The organism is Enterobacter cloacae complex sp. P2B (genome assembly GCF_014895985.1).
GTDB classification, from domain to species: Bacteria; Pseudomonadota; Gammaproteobacteria; order Enterobacterales; family Enterobacteriaceae; genus Enterobacter; species Enterobacter bugandensis.
Window position 1 is genome coordinate 143,315 of sequence record NZ_JADBQQ010000017.1, and the last position, 17,835, is coordinate 161,149.

Below are 17,835 nucleotides of genomic sequence, written 5' to 3' on the forward strand. Positions count from 1 at the left end.
ATTATTGTTTATTGCCCGCATCACTTTAGCGGTAAGGCCCAGGCCAAACGTGGAGAAATAAAGGAGATAATGTAAATTATCATGCGCTTTTCCCGGCGCTTCACCCTTTACCGTTATTTACCTGTTAACGGCGCGGGTGCGGGGAACGTCACGCTGACTTGCGTGCCGCCGTTTTGCGGCTGCGAGAAGTGCAGCATTCCGCCGAGCCGTTGCGCGCGTTCTCGCATAATGTTCAGCCCGTAGTGTCCCGGCGGCTCGCTGGCCTCGCCAATCCCGATGCCGTTGTCGCGAATGCTGACGCTGTGCGTGCCGTCCACGGCGGTCACGCAGCTGACGGTGATCTCGCTGGCCTGCGCGTGCTTAATCGCATTCAGGACGGCCTCCCGCACGATCTGCAGCAAATGCACCTGCTTCTGCGCGTCAAGCGCCAGGGTGGAGAGGCGGCAGTCGAGGTGCAGCTTCGCCTGCGTCTGGCTCTGCAGGGCATCGAGAGACTCCTGCAGCGCCGCGGGTAAATTCGCATGGTTTAGCGTCAGGCGGAAGGTGGTCAGCAGCTCGCGCAGCTGCTGCCAGGCGTTGTTCAACTCGCGGGAGAAGTCGGTGATGATCGTCTGCGCGGAGGCATTTTCCGCCGGCACGGCGTGTTTAAGCAGCGTGAGCTGGATCCGCAGATAGGAGAGTACCTGCGCCAGCGAATCATGCAGCTCGCGGGCGATGGTGGCGCGCTCCTCCATCAGCAGCAGCTGCTGGTAATGCTTCTGCGCCTGGTTAAAGTACAGCCCACGTCCGAGCATGGTCGCCACGCTTCTCATCAGCGGAAGAGGAACGCTGCCCGTCTCGCTTTGCCAGCGCAGCTCGCCGTAGAGGGTATCCTGCATCAGCACCGGCAGGGTTTGCAGAGAAATGCCGCTCACCTCTGTTCCTTCACACAGCCGCCAGTCGTCGCTGGTGCGTAGCTCCAGGTAATTCATCTGCGTGTATTCATGCACAATCTGCAAAATATGCCGGAAGCACAGGCTGTCTATCTGCCCGGTATTCAGCGCCTGGGAGCATTTGAACAGCATGTCGAGCTGCTGGTGGGCTTCATGCAAATGCCGCGTCTTTTCCGCGACGGAGGCTTCGAGCGACCGATAGAGAGTATGTAGCTCGCCCGACATATGGTTGAAGGCGCGGGAGAGCTGGCCCAGCTCGTTGGGGAGCGCGGTGTCCGGCGCCGGGGTGGTAAATTCCCCTCGCTCAATGCGTTCGCTGGCGGCCACCAGGTTGTTCAGCGGCAACACCACCTGGCGACGGATGCGCCGCAGGGTAAACAGCGTCAGCAGCAGGATCCCGAGCGCGCCAGCCAGAGAGAGGAGCGTCACCGTCTGGATTTTATTTTCGGTGTAGTGCTGGAGGGCGAGCACAAAGGCATCAATACGGCCGACAAAATCCTCAATGTGAGCGTCATACCATGCGCTGTCGCCGCGGGCGATGTGCTTGTCCATATCCAGCCAGGCCACATGCAGCTGCTGATAGCGCGCCTTGACGTTGTCCGGGACGTACCAGCGGTTCAGCTTCTCCAGGGAAGGCGCGCTTAACGTTCGCTGCCAGTTCTCACGATGCGCCATAAGGGAGGGGCTGTTGCGCTGCATCTCGTAGCCGAGGCGGTAGCTCTGCATGCGCAGCGATCCCGCAATGTTGATAGCTTCGGCGTCACGCTGGCTGCTGGCAAGCGTCAGCAGCGCGACGGTGCTGGTCAGCACGGACAGGGCAATGATCGAAAAGAAAGCCCAGGCAAGGCTTCCGGAAACGGGGCGTTTAACGGTCACGGAACGGATCTCTGCATAAAATGGCTCAGCCACAGGTCATGGGCAGTTGTACATTGCCTGATAACGCGGTGGCGAGCAAATAGCTTATTCATACTAAAGATAAGGTTATTGATCCAAAAGCCGCTTTGGGCATTAACCTGAAATCTGGCGAGAAGTAACGCGCCGCCTGAGCCGACGGACGACAAAGCGGGCTTCACGGGGTAGTATAAACAGACTCATTTAGCCGTGGAGCCCGTATGTCCCTGAACATTACCGTTATCAAAGACAAAATCCTTTCTGAAAATTACTTTGTCCTGCGTAACATCACTTACGATTTAACCCGTAAGAACGGTGACGTGATTCGCCACAAACGCGAAGTCTACGACCGGGGCAATGGCGCAACCATTCTGCTGTATAACCGTGAAAAGCAAAGCGTAGTGCTGATTCGCCAGTTTCGGGTCGCGACCTGGGTCAACGGCAATGCGGACGGGCGCCTGATTGAAACCTGCGCCGGCCTGCTTGATGACGATGAGCCGGAAGTCTGCATCCGCAAGGAGGCCGTTGAGGAGACCGGTTTTGAAGTGGGCGAGGTGCAAAAAGTCTTTGAGCTTTTCATGTCCCCTGGCGGGGTGACCGAGCTGGTCCATTTCTTCATTGCGGAATACACCGATGCCCAGCGCACGCATCGCGGCGGCGGCGTGGAGGATGAAGACATTGAAGTGCTGGAAATGCCTTTCACCCAGGCCGTTGAGATGGTGAAAAGCGGCGAGATCCGCGACGGTAAAGCGGTGATCCTGTTACAGTATCTGCAAACCAGCGGCTTAATGAACCCTAAACCGATGTCGTGATAAGGTGTATTTCAGATAAATCTATCCGATAAATCCGATTGAGCCCGCCCGCCCTGGGCACGAAGATACGCCCCAGATTGACCTTTTCGTTTCCGGGGCTGTGCCATTCATGCGCTACTGCGTTTTGCTTCTCTTCTTTTTCTGCGTGCTACCCGCGCCTCTGGTGTGGGCTGCGCCCGCGCAGCAGTCTTTTTCAGACTGGCAGGTTACCTGCAACAACCAGAATTTTTGTGTTGCCCGGAATACCGGCGAGCATCGCGGTCTGGTCATGACGCTGAGCCGTAGCGCAGGCGCGAAAACGGACGCCAGCCTGCGCATCGATCTCGGCGGGCTTTCGGCCCCGCCGGTTAAAGAGCCTGACATTGCCCCGCGCCTGCTGCTCGACAACGTTCCGTTAAAGCTCAATTCGCAGCACTGGCAGTTAACCCCCTGGCATCTCAAAACTGACGATGCGGGTACCATCACCACGTTTCTGAAAAACATTCAGGAAGGGCAGGCGCTGACCCTGCGCGGGGGGAAGCAGACGATCTCGCTGGTCGGTCTGAAGGCGGCGCTGCTGTTTATCGACGCCCAGCAGAAGCGCGTTGGCAGCGAAACGGCATGGATTAAAAAAGGAGATAGCCCGCCGCTGAGCGTGCCTCCTGCACCGGCATTAAAAAAGGTGGCCGTGGTGAACCCGACGCCGACGCCGCTGACGCATAGCGAGCTGAACGATCTGCTGGATTATGGGACGTGGCGGATGAACAATAGCCAGTGCTCGCTGGATCCTAACCGTCGTGAAGTACGCGTCACTGCATTAACGGATGACAAAGCGCTGTTGATCGTCAGCTGTGAAGCGGGGGCCTATAACACGGTCGATCTGGCGTGGCAGGTCTCACGTAAAAAACCGTTCGCCGCCCGTAGCGTCAGGTTACGTCTGCCGTTCACCCCCTCCAGCCAGAGCAGCGACATGGAGCTGATGAACGCCCGCTTCGATGAGAAAACGCGCGAGCTGACGACGCTGGCGCTGGGACGCGGTATTGGAGACTGCGGGATCCAGACGCGCTGGCGTTTTGACGGCCAGCGCTTCCGCCTGGTGCGCTATGCGGAAGAGCCAAGCTGCGATAGCTGGAATGGGCCAGACGCCTGGCCCACGCTGTGGATCACTCGCTAGTTTTGCCGGATAGCGCTGTCGCACTACAACACGCTCAGCGCTTTCTCCACCACGTTCTCAACGGTAAAGCCGAAATACGGGAACAGTTTGTCGGCAGGAGCGGATTCACCGTAACCCCGCATGCCCACAATTGCCCCTTTCAGCCCCACGTACTTATACCAGTAGTCGGCAATACCCGCTTCCACCGCCACGCGCGCCGCAACGCTGGAAGGCAGCACCGATTCCCGATACGCCTCGTCCTGGGCGTCAAAAATATCCGTTGAAGGCAGAGATACCACGCGCACCGCGTGACCTTCGGCGATCAGCTTCTCCGCCGCTTTCACCGTGATTTCCACCTCGGAACCGGTGGCAATCAGGATCACGTCCGGCTTACCGCCGCTGTCCTTGAGAATATAGCCGCCGCGGGCGATGTTTTTTACCTGCTCCGGCGTGCGCTCGATCTGCGCCAGGTTCTGGCGCGACAGGATCAGCGCCGTAGGTCCGTTATGACGCTCAACGGCCAGCTTCCAGCCCACCGCGGCTTCGACCTGATCGCACGGACGCCAGGTGCTGAAGTTTGGCGTCAGGCGCAGGCTTGCCAGCTGCTCTACCGCCTGGTGCGTTGGGCCATCTTCCCCCAGCCCGATGGAGTCGTGGGTGTAGACCATGATCTGCCGGGCCTTCATCAGCGCCGCCATACGCGCCGCGTTTCGGGCGTACTCGACGAACATCAGGAAGGTGGCGGTGTAAGGCACGAAGCCGCCGTGATGGGCGATGCCGTTAGCAATCGCGGTCATCCCGAACTCGCGCACGCCGTAGTGGATGTAGTTCCCGGCAATGTCTTCCTTCAGGGATTTAGAGCCTGACCAGATGGTCAGGTTGCTTGGCGCCAGATCCGCCGAGCCGCCGAGCAGCTCAGGCAGGAGAGGGCCAATCGCGTTCAGGGTGTTTTGCGATGCCTTACGGGTAGCGATTTTCGCCGGGTTGGACTGCAGATTTTCTATCAGCGCCTGGGTTTTATCGTCCCAGTCTTCCGGCAGGCCACCGCTCATGCGGCGGGAAAACTCGGCGGCCAGCTCCGGGTGCGCTTTTTTGTAGGCGGCAAATTTTTCGTTCCAGGCCTGCTGCGCTTTTTCACCCGCTTCGCGCGCGTCCCATGCTCTGTAGATCTCTTTCGGGATCTCAAACGGCGGATATTTCCAGCCCAGTTTCTGGCGGGTCAGCGCCACTTCCTCTTCGCCCAGCGCCGCGCCGTGCGCCTCTTCTTTGCCCGCTTTGTTCGGCGAGCCGAAGCCAATGGTGGTACGGCAGATAATCAGGGACGGTTTGTCCTTCACGCTCTGCGCTTCCTGAATCGCTTTTTTTACCGCTTCCGGATCGTGGCCGTCAATCTCGTGCACCACGTGCCAGTGATAGGCCTCGAAGCGTTTTGCCGTGTCGTCGGTAAACCAGCCCTCGGTTTCGCCGTCGATGGAGATGCCGTTGTGGTCATAGAAGCCAATCAGCTTGCCGAGCCCCAGCGTGCCCGCCAGCGAGCAGACCTCGTGGGAGATCCCCTCCATCAGGCAGCCGTCACCCATAAAGACGTAGGTGTAGTGATCGACAATCTCGTGGTCGGGCTGGTTGAACTGCGCGGCCAGCGTACGCTCGGCAATTGCCAGGCCGACGGCATTCGCCAGCCCCTGGCCCAGCGGGCCGGTGGTCGTTTCCACGCCCGGCGTATAGCCGATCTCCGGGTGGCCCGGCGTTTTGGAGTGCAGCTGGCGGAAGTTTTTTAACTCCTCAAGCGGCAGGTCGTAGCCGGAAAGGTGCAGCAGGCTGTAGAGCAGCATCGAGGCGTGGCCGTTGGAAAGAATAAAACGGTCGCGGTCGTACCAGGTTGGGTCAGTGGGGTTGTGCTTCAGGAAGTCGTTCCACAGCACTTCGGCAATATCGGCCATCCCCATCGGGGCGCCAGGGTGGCCGGAATTGGCTTTTTGTACGGCATCCATGCTGAGGGCGCGAATGGCGTTGGCGAGCTCTTTACGGGACATAGTTCACTCCGTGGCAAGGTTAAAGTTTGGCGGCGAGAAGATCTTCGAGTTTGCGCTGGTCGACGGCGAACTGGCGGATGCCGTCCGCCAGTTTTTCCACGGCCATAGGGTCCTGATTATGCTCCCAGCGGAACTCCGCTTCGGTCATGGCTTTCGGTTTTGGCAGTACGGTAGAGGTCGGCACCAGCTTGCGGATCACCGTTTCGTCGCTCTCCTGCAGCTTTTTCAGCAGGTCAGGGGAGATGGTCAGACGGTCACACCCTGCGAGCGCCAGGATCTGCTCGGTGCGGCGGAAGCTGGCCCCCATCACAATGGTCTCGTAGCGGTGTTGCTTGTAATAGTCGTAGATATTACGCACCGACTTCACGCCCGGATCCTCTTCCACCACGTACGGGTCCATCGGCTGTTTCGCCTGATACCAGTCGTAGATGCGCCCGACAAACGGCGAGATCAGGAACACGCCCGCTTCGGCACAGGCGCGCGCCTGGGCAAAGGAGAACAGCAGCGTCAGGTTGCAGTGGATCCCCTCTTTTTCCAGAACCTCTGCCGCGCGGATGCCTTCCCATGTGGACGCGAGCTTGATCAGAATGCGTGACTTATCGATCCCCTGTTCCTGGTAGAGCTCCACCAGGCGGCGCGCTTTGTTGATACTCTTTTCCTGATCGAATGAGAGGCGGGCATCTACTTCGGTCGACACGCGCCCCGGAATGCTTTTCAGAATTTCCGCACCAAAATTAACCGCCAGCTTGTCGCTGGCTTCAGCAACCTGCTGCTCCTGCGTTTTCCCGCGCTGTTTACCGTAGGCAATCGCGTCGTCAATCAGATGGCTAAAATGGGCAAGCCCCGCCGCTTTCAGAAGCAGCGAAGGGTTGGTGGTCGCGTCCTCTGGCTGATAGTGGCGAATCGACTCGATATCGCCGCTGTCTGCAACCACGGTGGTGAATTTTTTGATGCCGTCTAGCTGGTTCATAAATAATTACTCCTTGGAAATAAAAGAGTTAGATGAGTGCGTTAGTTCACACTTCTGAGAAAATCATGATGGACTTAGCAAAAAAGCATAGCAGACGGGGCAGGCATTGCTTTTGAGACGGGTAACATGGCTGTTATAAATTGATAACAATTTTTAATGTGTGATGGTGAGAGTTTGGCAGCCTTCAAAGTTTATGCGCTGCTCAGCGGCGATACTATCTGACCGATACGTAAAAGGAATAACAAGATGGACGATCAGTTAAAACAGAGTGCCCTCGATTTTCACGAGTTCCCTGTCCCCGGTAAAATTCAGGTCTCCCCAACCAAGCCGCTGGCGACCCAGCGCGATCTGGCGCTGGCCTACTCGCCGGGCGTGGCTGCGCCGTGTCTGGAGATCGAAAAAGATCCGCTGGCGGCCTACAAATACACCGCGCGCGGTAACCTTGTCGCTGTTATCTCTAACGGTACGGCGGTGCTGGGCCTGGGCAATATTGGTGCCCTGGCCGGTAAACCGGTGATGGAAGGGAAGGGCGTACTGTTCAAGAAATTCGCCGGTATCGACGTGTTCGATATCGAAGTGGACGAACTCGATCCCGATAAGTTCATCAACGTGGTGGCCGCGCTGGAGCCGACCTTCGGCGGGATCAACCTGGAAGACATCAAAGCGCCGGAATGTTTCTATATCGAGCAGAAGTTGCGCGAGCGTATGAACATTCCCGTGTTCCATGACGACCAGCACGGCACGGCGATTATCAGTACCGCTGCCATTCTCAACGGCCTGCGCGTGGTGGAGAAAAATCTCTCCGACGTTCGCATGGTGGTCTCCGGTGCGGGCGCGGCGGCCATCGCCTGTATGAACCTGCTGGTGGCGTTGGGCATGCAGAAACACAATATCGTGGTCTGCGACTCTAAGGGCGTTATCTACAAAGACCGCGAGCCGAACATGGCGGAAACCAAAGCGGCCTACGCGGTTGAAGACGACGGCAAGCGCACGCTTGAGGACGTGATTGACGGCGCGGATATCTTCCTCGGCTGTTCAGGCCCGAAAGTGCTGACCCAGGAAATGGTGCAGAAAATGGCGCGCGCGCCGATGATCCTGGCGCTGGCGAACCCGGAACCGGAAATCCTGCCGCCGCTGGCGAAAGCGGTGCGCGAAGACGCCATTATCTGTACCGGCCGTTCGGACTACCCGAACCAGGTGAACAACGTGCTCTGCTTCCCGTTCATCTTCCGCGGGGCGCTGGACGTTGGCGCGACGGCGATCAACGAAGAGATGAAGCTTGCCGCCGTTCACGCCATCGCCGAGCTGGCGCACGCTGAGCAGAGCGAAGTGGTCGCCTCCGCGTACGGGGATCAGGATCTGAGCTTTGGCCCGGACTACATCATTCCAAAACCGTTCGATCCGCGCCTGATTGTCAAAATTGCGCCAGCCGTTGCCAAAGCGGCGATGGACTCCGGCGTGGCGACGCGTCCGATTCAGGATTTCGACGCGTACGTCGATAAGCTCACCGAGTTCGTCTACAAAACTAACCTGTTTATGAAGCCGATCTTCTCTCAGGCTCGCGCAGACGCGAAGCGCGTGGTGCTGGCGGAAGGGGAAGAGGCGCGCGTGCTGCACGCCACCCAGGAGCTGATCACCTTAGGGCTGGCGAAGCCGATCCTGATTGGTCGTCCGAGCGTGATCGAGATGCGCATTCAGAAGCTGGGCCTGCAGATTAAGCCGGGCGTCGACTTCGAGATCGTTAACAACGAATCCGATCCGCGCTTCAAGGAGTACTGGAACGAATATTACGCGATCATGAAGCGTCGCGGGATCACCCAGGAACAGGCGCAGCGGGCGGTGATCAGCAATACTACGGTCATCGGCGCGATCATGGTCCATCGCGGCGAGGCAGATGCGCTGATCTGCGGCACCATCGGCGATTACCACGAGCATTTCAGCGTGGTGCAGGAGATCTTCGGCTATCGCGACGGCGTCCATACCGCCGGGGCGATGAACGCGCTGCTGCTGCCGAGCGGCAACACCTTTATTGCCGATACCTACGTGAACGACGATCCAACCCCGGACGAACTGGCGGAGATCACCGTGATGGCCGCCGAGACCGTGCGTCGCTTTGGTATTGAGCCGAAAGTGGCGCTGCTGTCGCATTCAAACTTTGGTTCGTCTAAATCCGCGGCGGCGTGCAAAATGCGCCAGACTCTGGAACTGGTGCGCGAGCGTGCGCCGGAGCTGATGATTGACGGGGAAATGCACGGTGATGCCGCGCTGGTGGAGAGCATCCGCAACGAACGTATGCCGGACAGCCCGCTGAAGGGATCGGCGAACATTCTGATTATGCCGAACGTGGAAGCGGCGCGTATCAGCTACAACCTGCTGCGCGTCTCCAGCTCTGAAGGGGTGACCGTAGGACCGGTGCTGATGGGCGTGGCGAAGCCGGTGCATGTGTTAACGCCGATTGCCTCCGTGCGCCGTATCGTGAATATGGTGGCGCTGGCGGTGGTTGAGGCGCAGACGCAGCCGCTGTAAGGGCGCGTGTGCTTACCCGACCTGGGGATTGAGTAGGCCGGATAAGCGCAGCGCCATCCGGCAGTTAAATCCAGTCGCGTACTTTAAGGAACTCACTCAAGGCAGCCTCCGGGCTGCCTTCTTTTGGCTCGTAGCTGTACTCCCAGCGCACCAGCGGCGGCATCGACATCAGAATCGACTCCGTGCGTCCGCCGGTCTGCAGGCCGAACAGCGTCCCGCGATCCCACACCAGGTTGAACTCCACGTACCGCCCGCGACGATAAAGCTGGAACTCACGCTCGCGCACGCCGTAGTCGGTGTTTTTACGGCGTTCGACAATCGGCAGGTACGCATCGGTGAACCCTTCACCCACCGCGCGCATAAAGCTAAATGCCGTATCAAAATCCGGCGTGTTGAGATCGTCAAAGAACAGCCCGCCGATGCCGCGCTGCTCGTCGCGGTGCTTCAGGTAAAAATAATCGTCGCACCACTTTTTATATTTCGGGTAAACGTCCTCGCCAAACGGCAGGCAAAGGTCCCGCGCGGTGGTGTGCCAGTGCACGGCATCCTCTTCGAAGCCGTAGTAGGGCGTCATGTCGAAACCGCCGCCAAACCACCAGACCGGATCGGCTCCTGGCTTCTCCGCGATGAAAAAGCGCACGTTGGCGTGGCTGGTCGGAACAAACGGGTTATGCGGGTGGATTACCAGCGAGACGCCCATCGCTTCGAAGCTGCGGCCCGCCAGCTCAGGGCGGTGCGCGGTAGCGGACGCGGGCATGGCGTCGCCGTGAACGTGGGAAAAATTCACGCCCGCCTGTTCGAAGATGCCGCCGTTACGCAGCACGCGGCTGCGCCCGCCGCCGCCCGCTTCGCGCTGCCAGCTATCTTCCTGGAATTCACCGCCGTCTGCGGCGGCCAGTTTCCGGCAAATCTCATCCTGCAGCTGCAGCAGGAACGTTTTGACCAGCTGTGCATTAGGTTTCATCAGCGTTTCCTGGAGTGCGCTTTCTGGTTATCGAACCAGTTGAAGTAACTGATAATGCCGGAGGCGATGGCGTTGGCGATCTTCTGGCGAAACGCCGTGGTGCCGAGCAGGCGCTCTTCTTCCGGATTGGTAATAAAGGACGTTTCCACCAGCACGGACGGGATAGACGGTGACTTCAGCACCACAAACGCCGCCTGTTCGGTGCTTTTACTGTGCAGACGGTGCACCGGCTTAATCCGCTTGAGGATATGCGAGCCGAGCGTCAGGCTGTTTTTGATGGTGTCCGTTTGCACGAGATCGAACAGCACCTGCTGCAAGAGATGATCTTTATCCGTGGCCTTCTTCCCGGCCACTTCATCCGCCCGGTTTTCGCGATCGGAAAGGTATTTCGCCATGGCGCTACTGGCGCCGCGGTTGGAGAGGGCAAACACCGACGCGCCCGCGGCGGAAGGGTTTGTGAAGCCATCCGCGTGGATCGACATAAACAGATCCGCGCCGTGCTTATGGGCGATCTCGACGCGGTCATACAGCGGAATAAACGTGTCGCCCGTACGCGTCAGGCGGGCGTCAATGCCGTTGCTGCGTAAAATCGATCGCACATTTTTTGCAATTGCCAGCACGACGTGTTTTTCTTTCGAACCGTTTCGGCCAATGGCACCGGTGTCGATTCCGCCGTGGCCCGGATCGAGCATCACCAGACGCTTTGCGCCCGGCTTTTTGGTTTTCGGTTTGCTGTGTCCGTTACTGGTTTTGAGCGTGCTCTCGTCTTTTGCCTGAGCCTGCTTAGCGATGCCCGTTAACGTTAAGGCCGCCAGCCCCGCTTTGAGAACCTGACGACGCGATGTGAGTGCTTTTAATGGTTTGAATGTGCTCATGCGGCCTGAATACTGAAAAATGGGGTCCTGGTGTTATATCGTATCGTGTTTCCCGTTACGACAGTCCTTATTGAGAATTGTTTTACTTTTCATTTCAATACGTGACAAAGTGACATTATGCCAAATTTTGGCGAGATTTTCCCCGGTTATTGGCTAAACGCCCCGTTCACGCCATAATCACTGTTTTTAAACCCGAAAAGGCGGTTAATACCATGGAGATACGCGTTTTTCGCCAGGAAGATTTCGAAGAGGTGATCACCCTTTGGGAGCGCTGCGATCTGCTGCGTCCGTGGAACGATCCGGAAATGGATATCGAACGTAAGGTGAATCACGACGTTAGCCTGTTTCTGGTCGCGGAAGTGAACGGCGAGGTGGTCGGGACGGTAATGGGTGGGTATGACGGCCACCGCGGCTCGGCCTATTATCTGGGCGTCCACCCGGAATACCGGGCGCGCGGCATCGCCAACGCGCTGCTCAATCGTCTGGAAAAGAAACTCATCGCCCGCGGCTGCCCAAAAATCCAGATCATGGTGCGGGAAGATAACGACGTGGTGCTGGGCATGTATGAGCGTCTGGGCTACGAGCACGCCGACGTGCTGACGCTGGGTAAGCGCCTGATCGAAGATGAAGAGTACTGAGATCCACCCGGCTGACTATGACGCGCAGGGCCGCGTCAGGCTGCCGTTTTTGTTCTGGTGCGTTTTGCTCCTCCAGGCCCGTACCTGGGTACTGTTTGTGATGGCCGGTGCGTCGCGCGGGCAGGGCGATACGCTGCTGAATCTCTTTTATCCCGACCATGATGCCTTCTGGCTCGGCTTACTGCCGGGCGTACCGGCGGTGGTGGCTTTTTTGTGCAGCGGTCGACGGCATGTAATCCCGCGTCTGTGGCGTGCGCTTCGCTGGCTGCTGATCCTCGCCCAGATCGCGCTGCTGTTCTGGCAACCCGTGCTCTGGTGGCTGGGTGAACCGCTTTCCGGTATCGGCATCGCGCTGGTGGTGGCGGATATTGTGGCGCTGATGTGGCTGCTGACGAATCCCCGCTTACGCGCCTGTTTTACGCATGAGTCAGATTAGCGCGGCACTTTTTGCCGATGCCGCACTCCAACAAGCGTTGATTTAATTAGAAAGGACGTTTCAATGAAATCGCTGCGTTTACTTTTATGCGCTCTCCCGCTGGCGTTAACCGGCTGTTCGACGCTCTCCTCCATTAACTGGTCCGCCGCGTATCCGTGGAACTGGTTTGGCTCTTCCACCGAAGTGACCGAGCAGGGCGTGGGAAAAATTACCGCGTCAACGGCGCTCGATCAGGACGCCATTCAGGATGCCCTGAGCAGTGACTATCGCCTGCGTAGCGGGATGAAAACCGAGAATGGCAACATTGTGCGTTACTTTGAAGCGCTAAAGGGTGACAAGCTGGCGCTGGTGATTAACGGTGATAAAGGGACGGTGAACCGCATTGCCGTGCTGGACGAAGATATTCCGACCGCCAGCGGCGTAAAGGTGGGCACCCCATTTAGCGATCTTTATAAACAGGCCTTTGGCAACTGCAGCAGCGCCCCTTCAGACGATGGCGTGGCGGTGGAATGTAAGGCGGAAGGCAGCCAGCACATCAGCTATGTCTTCACCGGAACCTGGAGCGGTCCGGAAGGATTGATGCCCTCTGACGACACGCTGAAGAGCTGGAAAGTGAGCAAAATACTCTGGAAGCAGTAATTTGCGCCTGAACAAACCGCCTCGCTGAAATCCGGGTATAATAGCCGCCATCAATGCCACGCTGACGTGGCATCTTTATTTCAGGAGGAGCGATGTCTCAGGTTCAGAGTGGCATTTTGCCAGAACATTGCCGCGCGGCGATTTGGATTGAAGCCAATGTTAAAGGGGACGTGGATGCCCTGCGCGCGGCCAGCAAAGTTTTCGTTGATAAACTGGCCACCTTCCAGGCCAAATTCCCGGACGCCCATCTGGGTGCCGTTGTCGCTTTCGGCAATAACGTCTGGCGTCAGCTGAGCGGCGGCGAAGGCGCGGAAGAGCTGAAGGACTTTATCCCTTACGGCAAAGGCCTGGCGCCAGCCACCCAATACGACGTGCTGATCCACATCCTCTCTCTGCGCCACGACGTGAACTTCTCCGTTGCTCAGGCGGCGGTTGAAGCGTTTGGCGACAGCATCGACGTGCAGGAAGAGGTTCACGGCTTCCGCTGGGTGGAAGAGCGCGATCTGAGCGGCTTCGTTGACGGCACCGAAAACCCTGCGGGTGAAGAGGTTCGTCGCGACGTGGCGGTCATCAAAGACGGCGTGGACGCGGGCGGCAGCTACGTGTTCGTTCAGCGCTGGGAGCACAACCTCAAGCAGCTTAACCGCATGAGCGTGCACGACCAGGAGATGATGATTGGCCGCACCAAAGAAGCCAACGAAGAGATCGACGGCGATGCGCGCCCGGTGACCTCGCACCTGTCCCGCGTTGACCTTAAGGAAGACGGCAAGGGGCTCAAAATTGTTCGTCAGAGCCTGCCGTACGGCACGGCAAGCGGCACGCACGGCCTCTACTTCTGCGCCTACTGCGCGCGGTTGCACAATATTGAGCAGCAGCTGCTGAGCATGTTCGGTGACACTGACGGCAAGCGCGACGCCATGCTGCGCTTCACCCGCCCGGTCACCGGCGGCTACTATTTTGCGCCGTCCGTTGAGCGCCTGCTGGCGCTGTAAAACGCTCCCCATACGTAGGCCGGGTAAGCGTTAGCGCCACCCGGCAATTTTCCCCGCACCCTTATTCCCTTTTCTGCTTGTAAATCACCAAACGGTATATAAAACCGTTACTCCTTTCATCCCCGTTATAAATATTATGACTATAAGATAGTCATCACATTTATAAGGGTGCGCAATGGCCGTTACTGTACTGAAAAAAGGAACTCTGGCGCTGGCAGGTTTACTGCTGGTGGCCCAGGCGCAGGCGACCGAGCTGCTGAACAGCTCGTATGATGTCTCCCGCGAGCTGTTTGCCGCCCTTAACCCACCGTTCGAGCAGCAGTGGGCGAAAGAAAACAATGGCGATAAGCTGACCATCAAGCAGTCCCACGCCGGTTCATCCAAGCAGGCGCTGGCGATCTTGCAGGGGCTGAAAGCAGATGTCGTGACCTACAACCAGGTGACTGACGTGCAGATCCTGCACGACAAGGGCAAGCTGCTCCCGGCTGACTGGCAGAGCCGCTTGCCAAACAATAGCTCGCCGTTCTACTCCACCATGGGCTTCCTGGTGCGTAAGGGCAACCCGAAGAACATCCACGACTGGAGCGACCTGGTGCGTTCCGACGTGAAGCTGATTTTCCCGAACCCAAAAACCTCAGGTAACGCGCGCTACACCTATTTAGCCGCGTGGGGCGCGGCAGACAAGGCTGACGGTAAGGATAAAGCGAAGACCGAGCAGTTCATGACCCAGTTCCTGAAAAACGTCGAAGTGTTTGATACCGGCGGCCGCGGCGCGACCACGACCTTCGCCGAGCGTGGTCTGGGCGACGTGCTGATCAGCTTTGAATCCGAAGTGAACAATATTCGCAAGCAGTACGAAGCGCAGGGCTTCGAGGTGGTTATTCCGAAAACCAACATCCTGGCCGAGTTCCCGGTGGCGTGGGTGGATAAAAACGTGCAGGCGAACGGCACCGAGAAAGCGGCAAAAGCCTATCTCAATTACCTGTACAGCCCGCAGGCGCAGACCATCATTACCGACTACTACTACCGCGTGAACAATCCGGACGTGATGAACAAGCTGAAAGATAAATTCCCGCAGACCGCACTGTTCCGCGTGGAAGATCATTTCGGCTCCTGGCCTGAGGTGATGAAAACGCACTTTGCCAGCGGCGGTGAGTTAGACAAACTGCTGGCGGCGGGGCGTAAGTAATGTTTGCAGTCTCGACTAAACGCGTGCTGCCGGGCTTTACCTTAAGCCTCGGGACCAGCCTGCTGTTCGTCTGCCTGATCCTGCTGTTGCCGCTCAGCGCGCTGGTGATGCAGCTTGCTCAGATGAGCTGGGCGCAGTACTGGGACGTAGTCACCAACCCGCAGGTGGTGGCGGCCTATAAGGTGACGCTGCTGTCGGCGTTTGTTGCCTCCATTTTTAACGGCGTGTTTGGCCTGCTGATGGCGTGGATCTTAACCCGCTATCGCTTCCCGGGCCGTACGCTGCTTGATGCCCTGATGGATCTGCCGTTTGCGCTGCCGACGGCGGTTGCGGGCTTAACCCTCGCGTCGCTCTTCTCCGTGAACGGGCTGTACGGCGAGTGGCTGGCGAAATTTGACATCAAGGTGACCTATACCTGGCTCGGGATCGCGGTGGCGATGGCCTTTACCAGTATCCCGTTTGTGGTGCGTACCGTGCAGCCGGTACTGGAAGAGCTGGGTCCGGAATACGAAGAAGCGGCGGAAACGCTGGGCGCCACGCGCTGGCAGAGCTTCCGCAAAGTGGTTCTGCCGGAGCTCTCTCCGGCGCTGATGGCGGGCGTCGCGCTGTCCTTTACCCGCAGCCTGGGTGAGTTTGGCGCGGTGATTTTTATCGCCGGGAACATCGCCTGGAAAACGGAAGTCACCTCGCTGATGATTTTCATCCGCCTGCAGGAGTTTGATTATCCGGCGGCGAGCGCGATTGCCTCGGTGATCCTGGCGGCCTCGCTGCTGCTGCTGTATTCGATAAACACTCTGCAAAGTCGCTTTGGTCGACGTGTGGTAGGTCACTGATGGCGGAAGTTACGCAATTGAAGCGATACGATGCGCCCCGCATCAACTGGGGTAAATGGTTTCTGATTGGCGTGGGCGTGCTGGTGTCCGCCCTCATTCTCGTCGTGCCGACGTTTTATATCTTCGTCCAGGCGTTCAGCAAGGGGCTGATGCCCGCGCTGGAGAACCTGGCGAACCCGGACATGCTGCACGCCATCTGGCTGACGGTGCTGATTGCGCTGATCACCGTGCCGGTGAACCTGGTCTTCGGTACGCTGCTGGCCTGGCTGGTGACGCGCTTTAACTTCCCGGGACGTCAGCTGCTGCTGACCCTGCTGGATATTCCGTTTGCCGTGTCGCCTGTTGTTGCCGGTCTGGTTTACCTGCTCTTTTACGGCTCCAACGGCCCGCTGGGCGGCTGGCTGGATGAACATAACCTGCAGATCATGTTCGCCTGGCCGGGCATGGTGCTGGTGACGATCTTCGTGACCTGCCCATTTGTGGTACGTGAGCTGGTGCCGGTGATGTTAAGCCAGGGGAGCAACGAAGACGAAGCGGCGGTGCTGCTTGGCGCATCCGGCTGGCAGATGTTCCGCCGCGTGACGCTGCCGAACATCCGCTGGGCGCTGCTTTACGGCGTGGTGCTGACCAACGCCCGCGCCATCGGTGAGTTTGGTGCGGTGTCGGTGGTATCCGGCTCGATTCGCGGTGAAACGCTGTCACTGCCGCTACAGATTGAATTACTGGAACAGGACTACAACACCGTCGGTTCCTTTACTGCCGCAGCGTTGCTGACGCTGATGGCGATTTTGACCCTGTTTTTGAAGAGTGTGGTGCAGTGGCGTTTAGAGAATCAGGAAAAACGTCAGCATCAGGAGGGAAATCATGAGCATTGAGATTGCCAATATTAAGAAGTCTTTTGGTCGCACCCAGGTGCTGAATGATATCTCACTGGATATCCCTTCCGGACAAATGGTGGCGCTGCTGGGGCCGTCTGGCTCGGGTAAAACCACGCTGCTGCGGATCATCGCCGGGCTTGAGCACCAGACCAGCGGGCACATCCGCTTCCACGGCACCGACGTGAGCCGCCTGCACGCCCGCGATCGTAAAGTCGGCTTTGTCTTCCAGCATTATGCGCTGTTCCGCCACATGACCGTTTTCGACAATATCGCCTTTGGCCTGACGGTGCTGCCGCGTCGTGAACGCCCGGATGCAGCAACCATTAAGGCGAAAGTAACCAAACTGCTGGAGATGGTGCAGTTGGCGCATCTGGCGGACCGTTTCCCGGCGCAGCTTTCCGGCGGGCAGAAGCAGCGCGTGGCGCTGGCGCGCGCGCTGGCCGTTGAGCCGCAAATACTGCTGCTGGATGAACCCTTCGGCGCACTGGATGCGCAGGTGCGCAAAGAGCTGCGTCGCTGGCTGCGCCAGCTGCATGAAGAGCTGAAATTCACCAGCGTCTTCGTGACCCACGATCAGGAAGAGGCGATGGAAGTCGCGGATCGCGTGGTGGTCATGAGCCAGGGTAACATTGAGCAGGTTGACGAGCCGGAACAGCTCTGGCGCGAGCCGGCGACCCGCTTCGTGCTGGAGTTTATGGGCGAGGTGAACCGCCTGCAGGGCACCATTCGCGGTGGACAGTTCCACGTCGGCGCGCACCGCTGGCCGCTGGGCTACACCTCCGCGCATCAGGGGCCGGTCGATCTGTTCCTGCGCCCGTGGGAAGTGGACGTCAGCCGCCGCACCAGCCTGGATTCCCCGCTGCCGGTGCAGGTGCTGGAAGCTAGCCCTAAAGGACACTACACCCAATTGGTGGTACAGCCGCTGGGCTGGTATACCGAGCCGCTGACCGTGGTCATGCGCGACGACGTCCCGCCGCACCGGGGTGAGCGCCTGTTTGTCGGGCTGCAGCATGCGCGCATCTATCACGGTAAGGAGCGCATTGAGACGCGCGAGGATATTGCTCTGGCGGAGTCAGCCTGATAGGTTATTGAGTA

At 58.5% G+C, this 17,835-nt stretch carries 16 protein-coding genes; 11 read left to right on the top strand and 5 right to left on the bottom strand.

Annotated features, from left to right (window positions below):
• Positions 1-113 precede the first annotated feature (113 nt).
• Positions 114-1,808: a nitrate/nitrite two-component system sensor histidine kinase NarQ gene (gene narQ / locus IM313_RS15715; protein ID WP_028014013.1), complete on the bottom strand. Its 1,695-nt coding sequence runs from the start codon at positions 1,806-1,808 to the stop codon at positions 114-116.
• 236 nt (positions 1,809-2,044) lie between these two features.
• On the opposite strand from narQ, the gene nudK reads away from it, so the two are divergent.
• Entirely contained in the window at positions 2,045-2,635 is a 591-nt protein-coding gene (gene nudK, locus IM313_RS15720; RefSeq protein ID WP_041908784.1) for a GDP-mannose pyrophosphatase NudK, read from the top strand.
• Positions 2,636-2,744: 109 nt separating this feature from the next.
• On the top strand, positions 2,745-3,788 hold the full coding sequence (locus IM313_RS15725; RefSeq protein WP_047364145.1) for a DUF1176 domain-containing protein: 1,044 nt from the start codon (positions 2,745-2,747) through the stop codon (positions 3,786-3,788).
• Between the two features lie 23 nt (positions 3,789-3,811).
• Here IM313_RS15725 and tkt read toward each other — a convergent pair whose 3' ends face one another.
• Both tkt and tal read right to left on the bottom strand, forming a co-directional pair.
• Entirely contained in the window at positions 3,812-5,800 is a 1,989-nt protein-coding gene (tkt, locus tag IM313_RS15730; protein ID WP_192971224.1) for a transketolase, read from the bottom strand.
• Between the two features lie 19 nt (positions 5,801-5,819).
• A complete protein-coding gene (tal, locus tag IM313_RS15735; protein WP_192971225.1) occupies positions 5,820-6,770 on the bottom strand; it encodes a transaldolase in 951 nt (316 codons plus the stop codon).
• A gap of 246 nt (positions 6,771-7,016) precedes the next feature.
• Here tal and maeB point away from each other — a divergent pair, with 246 nt between their 5' ends.
• Entirely contained in the window at positions 7,017-9,296 is a 2,280-nt protein-coding gene (gene maeB / locus IM313_RS15740; RefSeq protein ID WP_028014008.1) for an NADP-dependent oxaloacetate-decarboxylating malate dehydrogenase, read from the top strand.
• 64 nt (positions 9,297-9,360) lie between these two features.
• Here the strand turns inward: maeB and hemF are convergent, their stop codons facing one another.
• Both hemF and amiA read right to left on the bottom strand, forming a co-directional pair.
• Positions 9,361-10,260: an oxygen-dependent coproporphyrinogen oxidase gene (gene hemF / locus IM313_RS15745; protein WP_047368064.1), complete on the bottom strand. Its 900-nt coding sequence runs from the start codon at positions 10,258-10,260 to the stop codon at positions 9,361-9,363.
• A complete protein-coding gene (gene amiA, locus IM313_RS15750; protein WP_028014006.1) occupies positions 10,260-11,135 on the bottom strand; it encodes an N-acetylmuramoyl-L-alanine amidase AmiA in 876 nt (291 codons plus the stop codon). The genes hemF and amiA overlap by 1 nt, the downstream gene beginning before the upstream one ends.
• A 212-nt stretch (positions 11,136-11,347) precedes the next feature.
• Here amiA and IM313_RS15755 point away from each other — a divergent pair, with 212 nt between their 5' ends.
• The 8 genes from IM313_RS15755 to cysA all read left to right on the top strand — a co-directional run bounded on the left by IM313_RS15755 (position 11,348) and on the right by cysA (position 17,821).
• Complete coding sequence (locus IM313_RS15755) at positions 11,348-11,773, top strand: GNAT family acetyltransferase (protein ID WP_003861292.1); 426 nt, start codon at positions 11,348-11,350, stop codon at positions 11,771-11,773.
• Positions 11,760-12,209, top strand: coding sequence for a DUF2919 domain-containing protein (locus tag IM313_RS15760; protein WP_192971226.1), 450 nt, complete (start codon positions 11,760-11,762; stop codon positions 12,207-12,209). Before IM313_RS15755 ends, IM313_RS15760 begins: the two co-directional genes overlap by 14 nt.
• A gap of 63 nt (positions 12,210-12,272) precedes the next feature.
• Positions 12,273-12,848: an RpoE-regulated lipoprotein gene (locus IM313_RS15765; RefSeq protein WP_048957147.1), complete on the top strand. Its 576-nt coding sequence runs from the start codon at positions 12,273-12,275 to the stop codon at positions 12,846-12,848.
• Between the two features lie 92 nt (positions 12,849-12,940).
• Positions 12,941-13,840, top strand: coding sequence for a Dyp-type peroxidase (locus tag IM313_RS15770; protein WP_047368060.1), 900 nt, complete (start codon positions 12,941-12,943; stop codon positions 13,838-13,840).
• A 175-nt stretch (positions 13,841-14,015) separates the two neighbouring features.
• A complete protein-coding gene (locus IM313_RS15775; protein WP_048959906.1) occupies positions 14,016-15,029 on the top strand; it encodes a sulfate ABC transporter substrate-binding protein in 1,014 nt (337 codons plus the stop codon).
• Positions 15,029-15,862: a sulfate/thiosulfate ABC transporter permease CysT gene (gene cysT, locus IM313_RS15780; RefSeq protein ID WP_004123378.1), complete on the top strand. Its 834-nt coding sequence runs from the start codon at positions 15,029-15,031 to the stop codon at positions 15,860-15,862. The genes IM313_RS15775 and cysT overlap by 1 nt, the downstream gene beginning before the upstream one ends.
• On the top strand, positions 15,862-16,737 hold the full coding sequence (gene cysW, locus IM313_RS15785; protein ID WP_192971227.1) for a sulfate/thiosulfate ABC transporter permease CysW: 876 nt from the start codon (positions 15,862-15,864) through the stop codon (positions 16,735-16,737). The genes cysT and cysW overlap by 1 nt, the downstream gene beginning before the upstream one ends.
• On the top strand, positions 16,727-17,821 hold the full coding sequence (gene cysA, locus IM313_RS15790; RefSeq protein ID WP_008501607.1) for a sulfate/thiosulfate ABC transporter ATP-binding protein CysA: 1,095 nt from the start codon (positions 16,727-16,729) through the stop codon (positions 17,819-17,821). The genes cysW and cysA overlap by 11 nt, the downstream gene beginning before the upstream one ends.
• Positions 17,822-17,835 lie beyond the last annotated feature (14 nt).

Excerpts from the sequence above, each read along its gene's own strand:
- tkt (WP_192971224.1), bottom strand. The coding sequence starts at position 5,800 with ATGTCCCGTAAAGAGCTCGCCAACGCCATTCGCGCCCTCAGCATGGAT.
- IM313_RS15775 (WP_048959906.1), top strand. The coding sequence starts at position 14,016 with ATGGCCGTTACTGTACTGAAAAAAGGAACTCTGGCGCTGGCAGGTTTA.
- hemF (WP_047368064.1), bottom strand. The coding sequence starts at position 10,260 with ATGAAACCTAATGCACAGCTGGTCAAAACGTTCCTGCTGCAGCTGCAG.
- amiA (WP_028014006.1), bottom strand. The coding sequence starts at position 11,135 with ATGAGCACATTCAAACCATTAAAAGCACTCACATCGCGTCGTCAGGTT.
- cysW (WP_192971227.1), top strand. The coding sequence starts at position 15,862 with ATGGCGGAAGTTACGCAATTGAAGCGATACGATGCGCCCCGCATCAAC.
- IM313_RS15770 (WP_047368060.1), top strand. The coding sequence starts at position 12,941 with ATGTCTCAGGTTCAGAGTGGCATTTTGCCAGAACATTGCCGCGCGGCG.
- cysA (WP_008501607.1), top strand. The coding sequence starts at position 16,727 with ATGAGCATTGAGATTGCCAATATTAAGAAGTCTTTTGGTCGCACCCAG.
- tal (WP_192971225.1), bottom strand. The coding sequence starts at position 6,770 with ATGAACCAGCTAGACGGCATCAAAAAATTCACCACCGTGGTTGCAGAC.
- cysT (WP_004123378.1), top strand. The coding sequence starts at position 15,029 with ATGTTTGCAGTCTCGACTAAACGCGTGCTGCCGGGCTTTACCTTAAGC.
- IM313_RS15760 (WP_192971226.1), top strand. The coding sequence starts at position 11,760 with ATGAAGAGTACTGAGATCCACCCGGCTGACTATGACGCGCAGGGCCGC.
- IM313_RS15765 (WP_048957147.1), top strand. The coding sequence starts at position 12,273 with ATGAAATCGCTGCGTTTACTTTTATGCGCTCTCCCGCTGGCGTTAACC.
- maeB (WP_028014008.1), top strand. The coding sequence starts at position 7,017 with ATGGACGATCAGTTAAAACAGAGTGCCCTCGATTTTCACGAGTTCCCT.
- IM313_RS15725 (WP_047364145.1), top strand. The coding sequence starts at position 2,745 with ATGCGCTACTGCGTTTTGCTTCTCTTCTTTTTCTGCGTGCTACCCGCG.
- nudK (WP_041908784.1), top strand. The coding sequence starts at position 2,045 with ATGTCCCTGAACATTACCGTTATCAAAGACAAAATCCTTTCTGAAAAT.
- IM313_RS15755 (WP_003861292.1), top strand. The coding sequence starts at position 11,348 with ATGGAGATACGCGTTTTTCGCCAGGAAGATTTCGAAGAGGTGATCACC.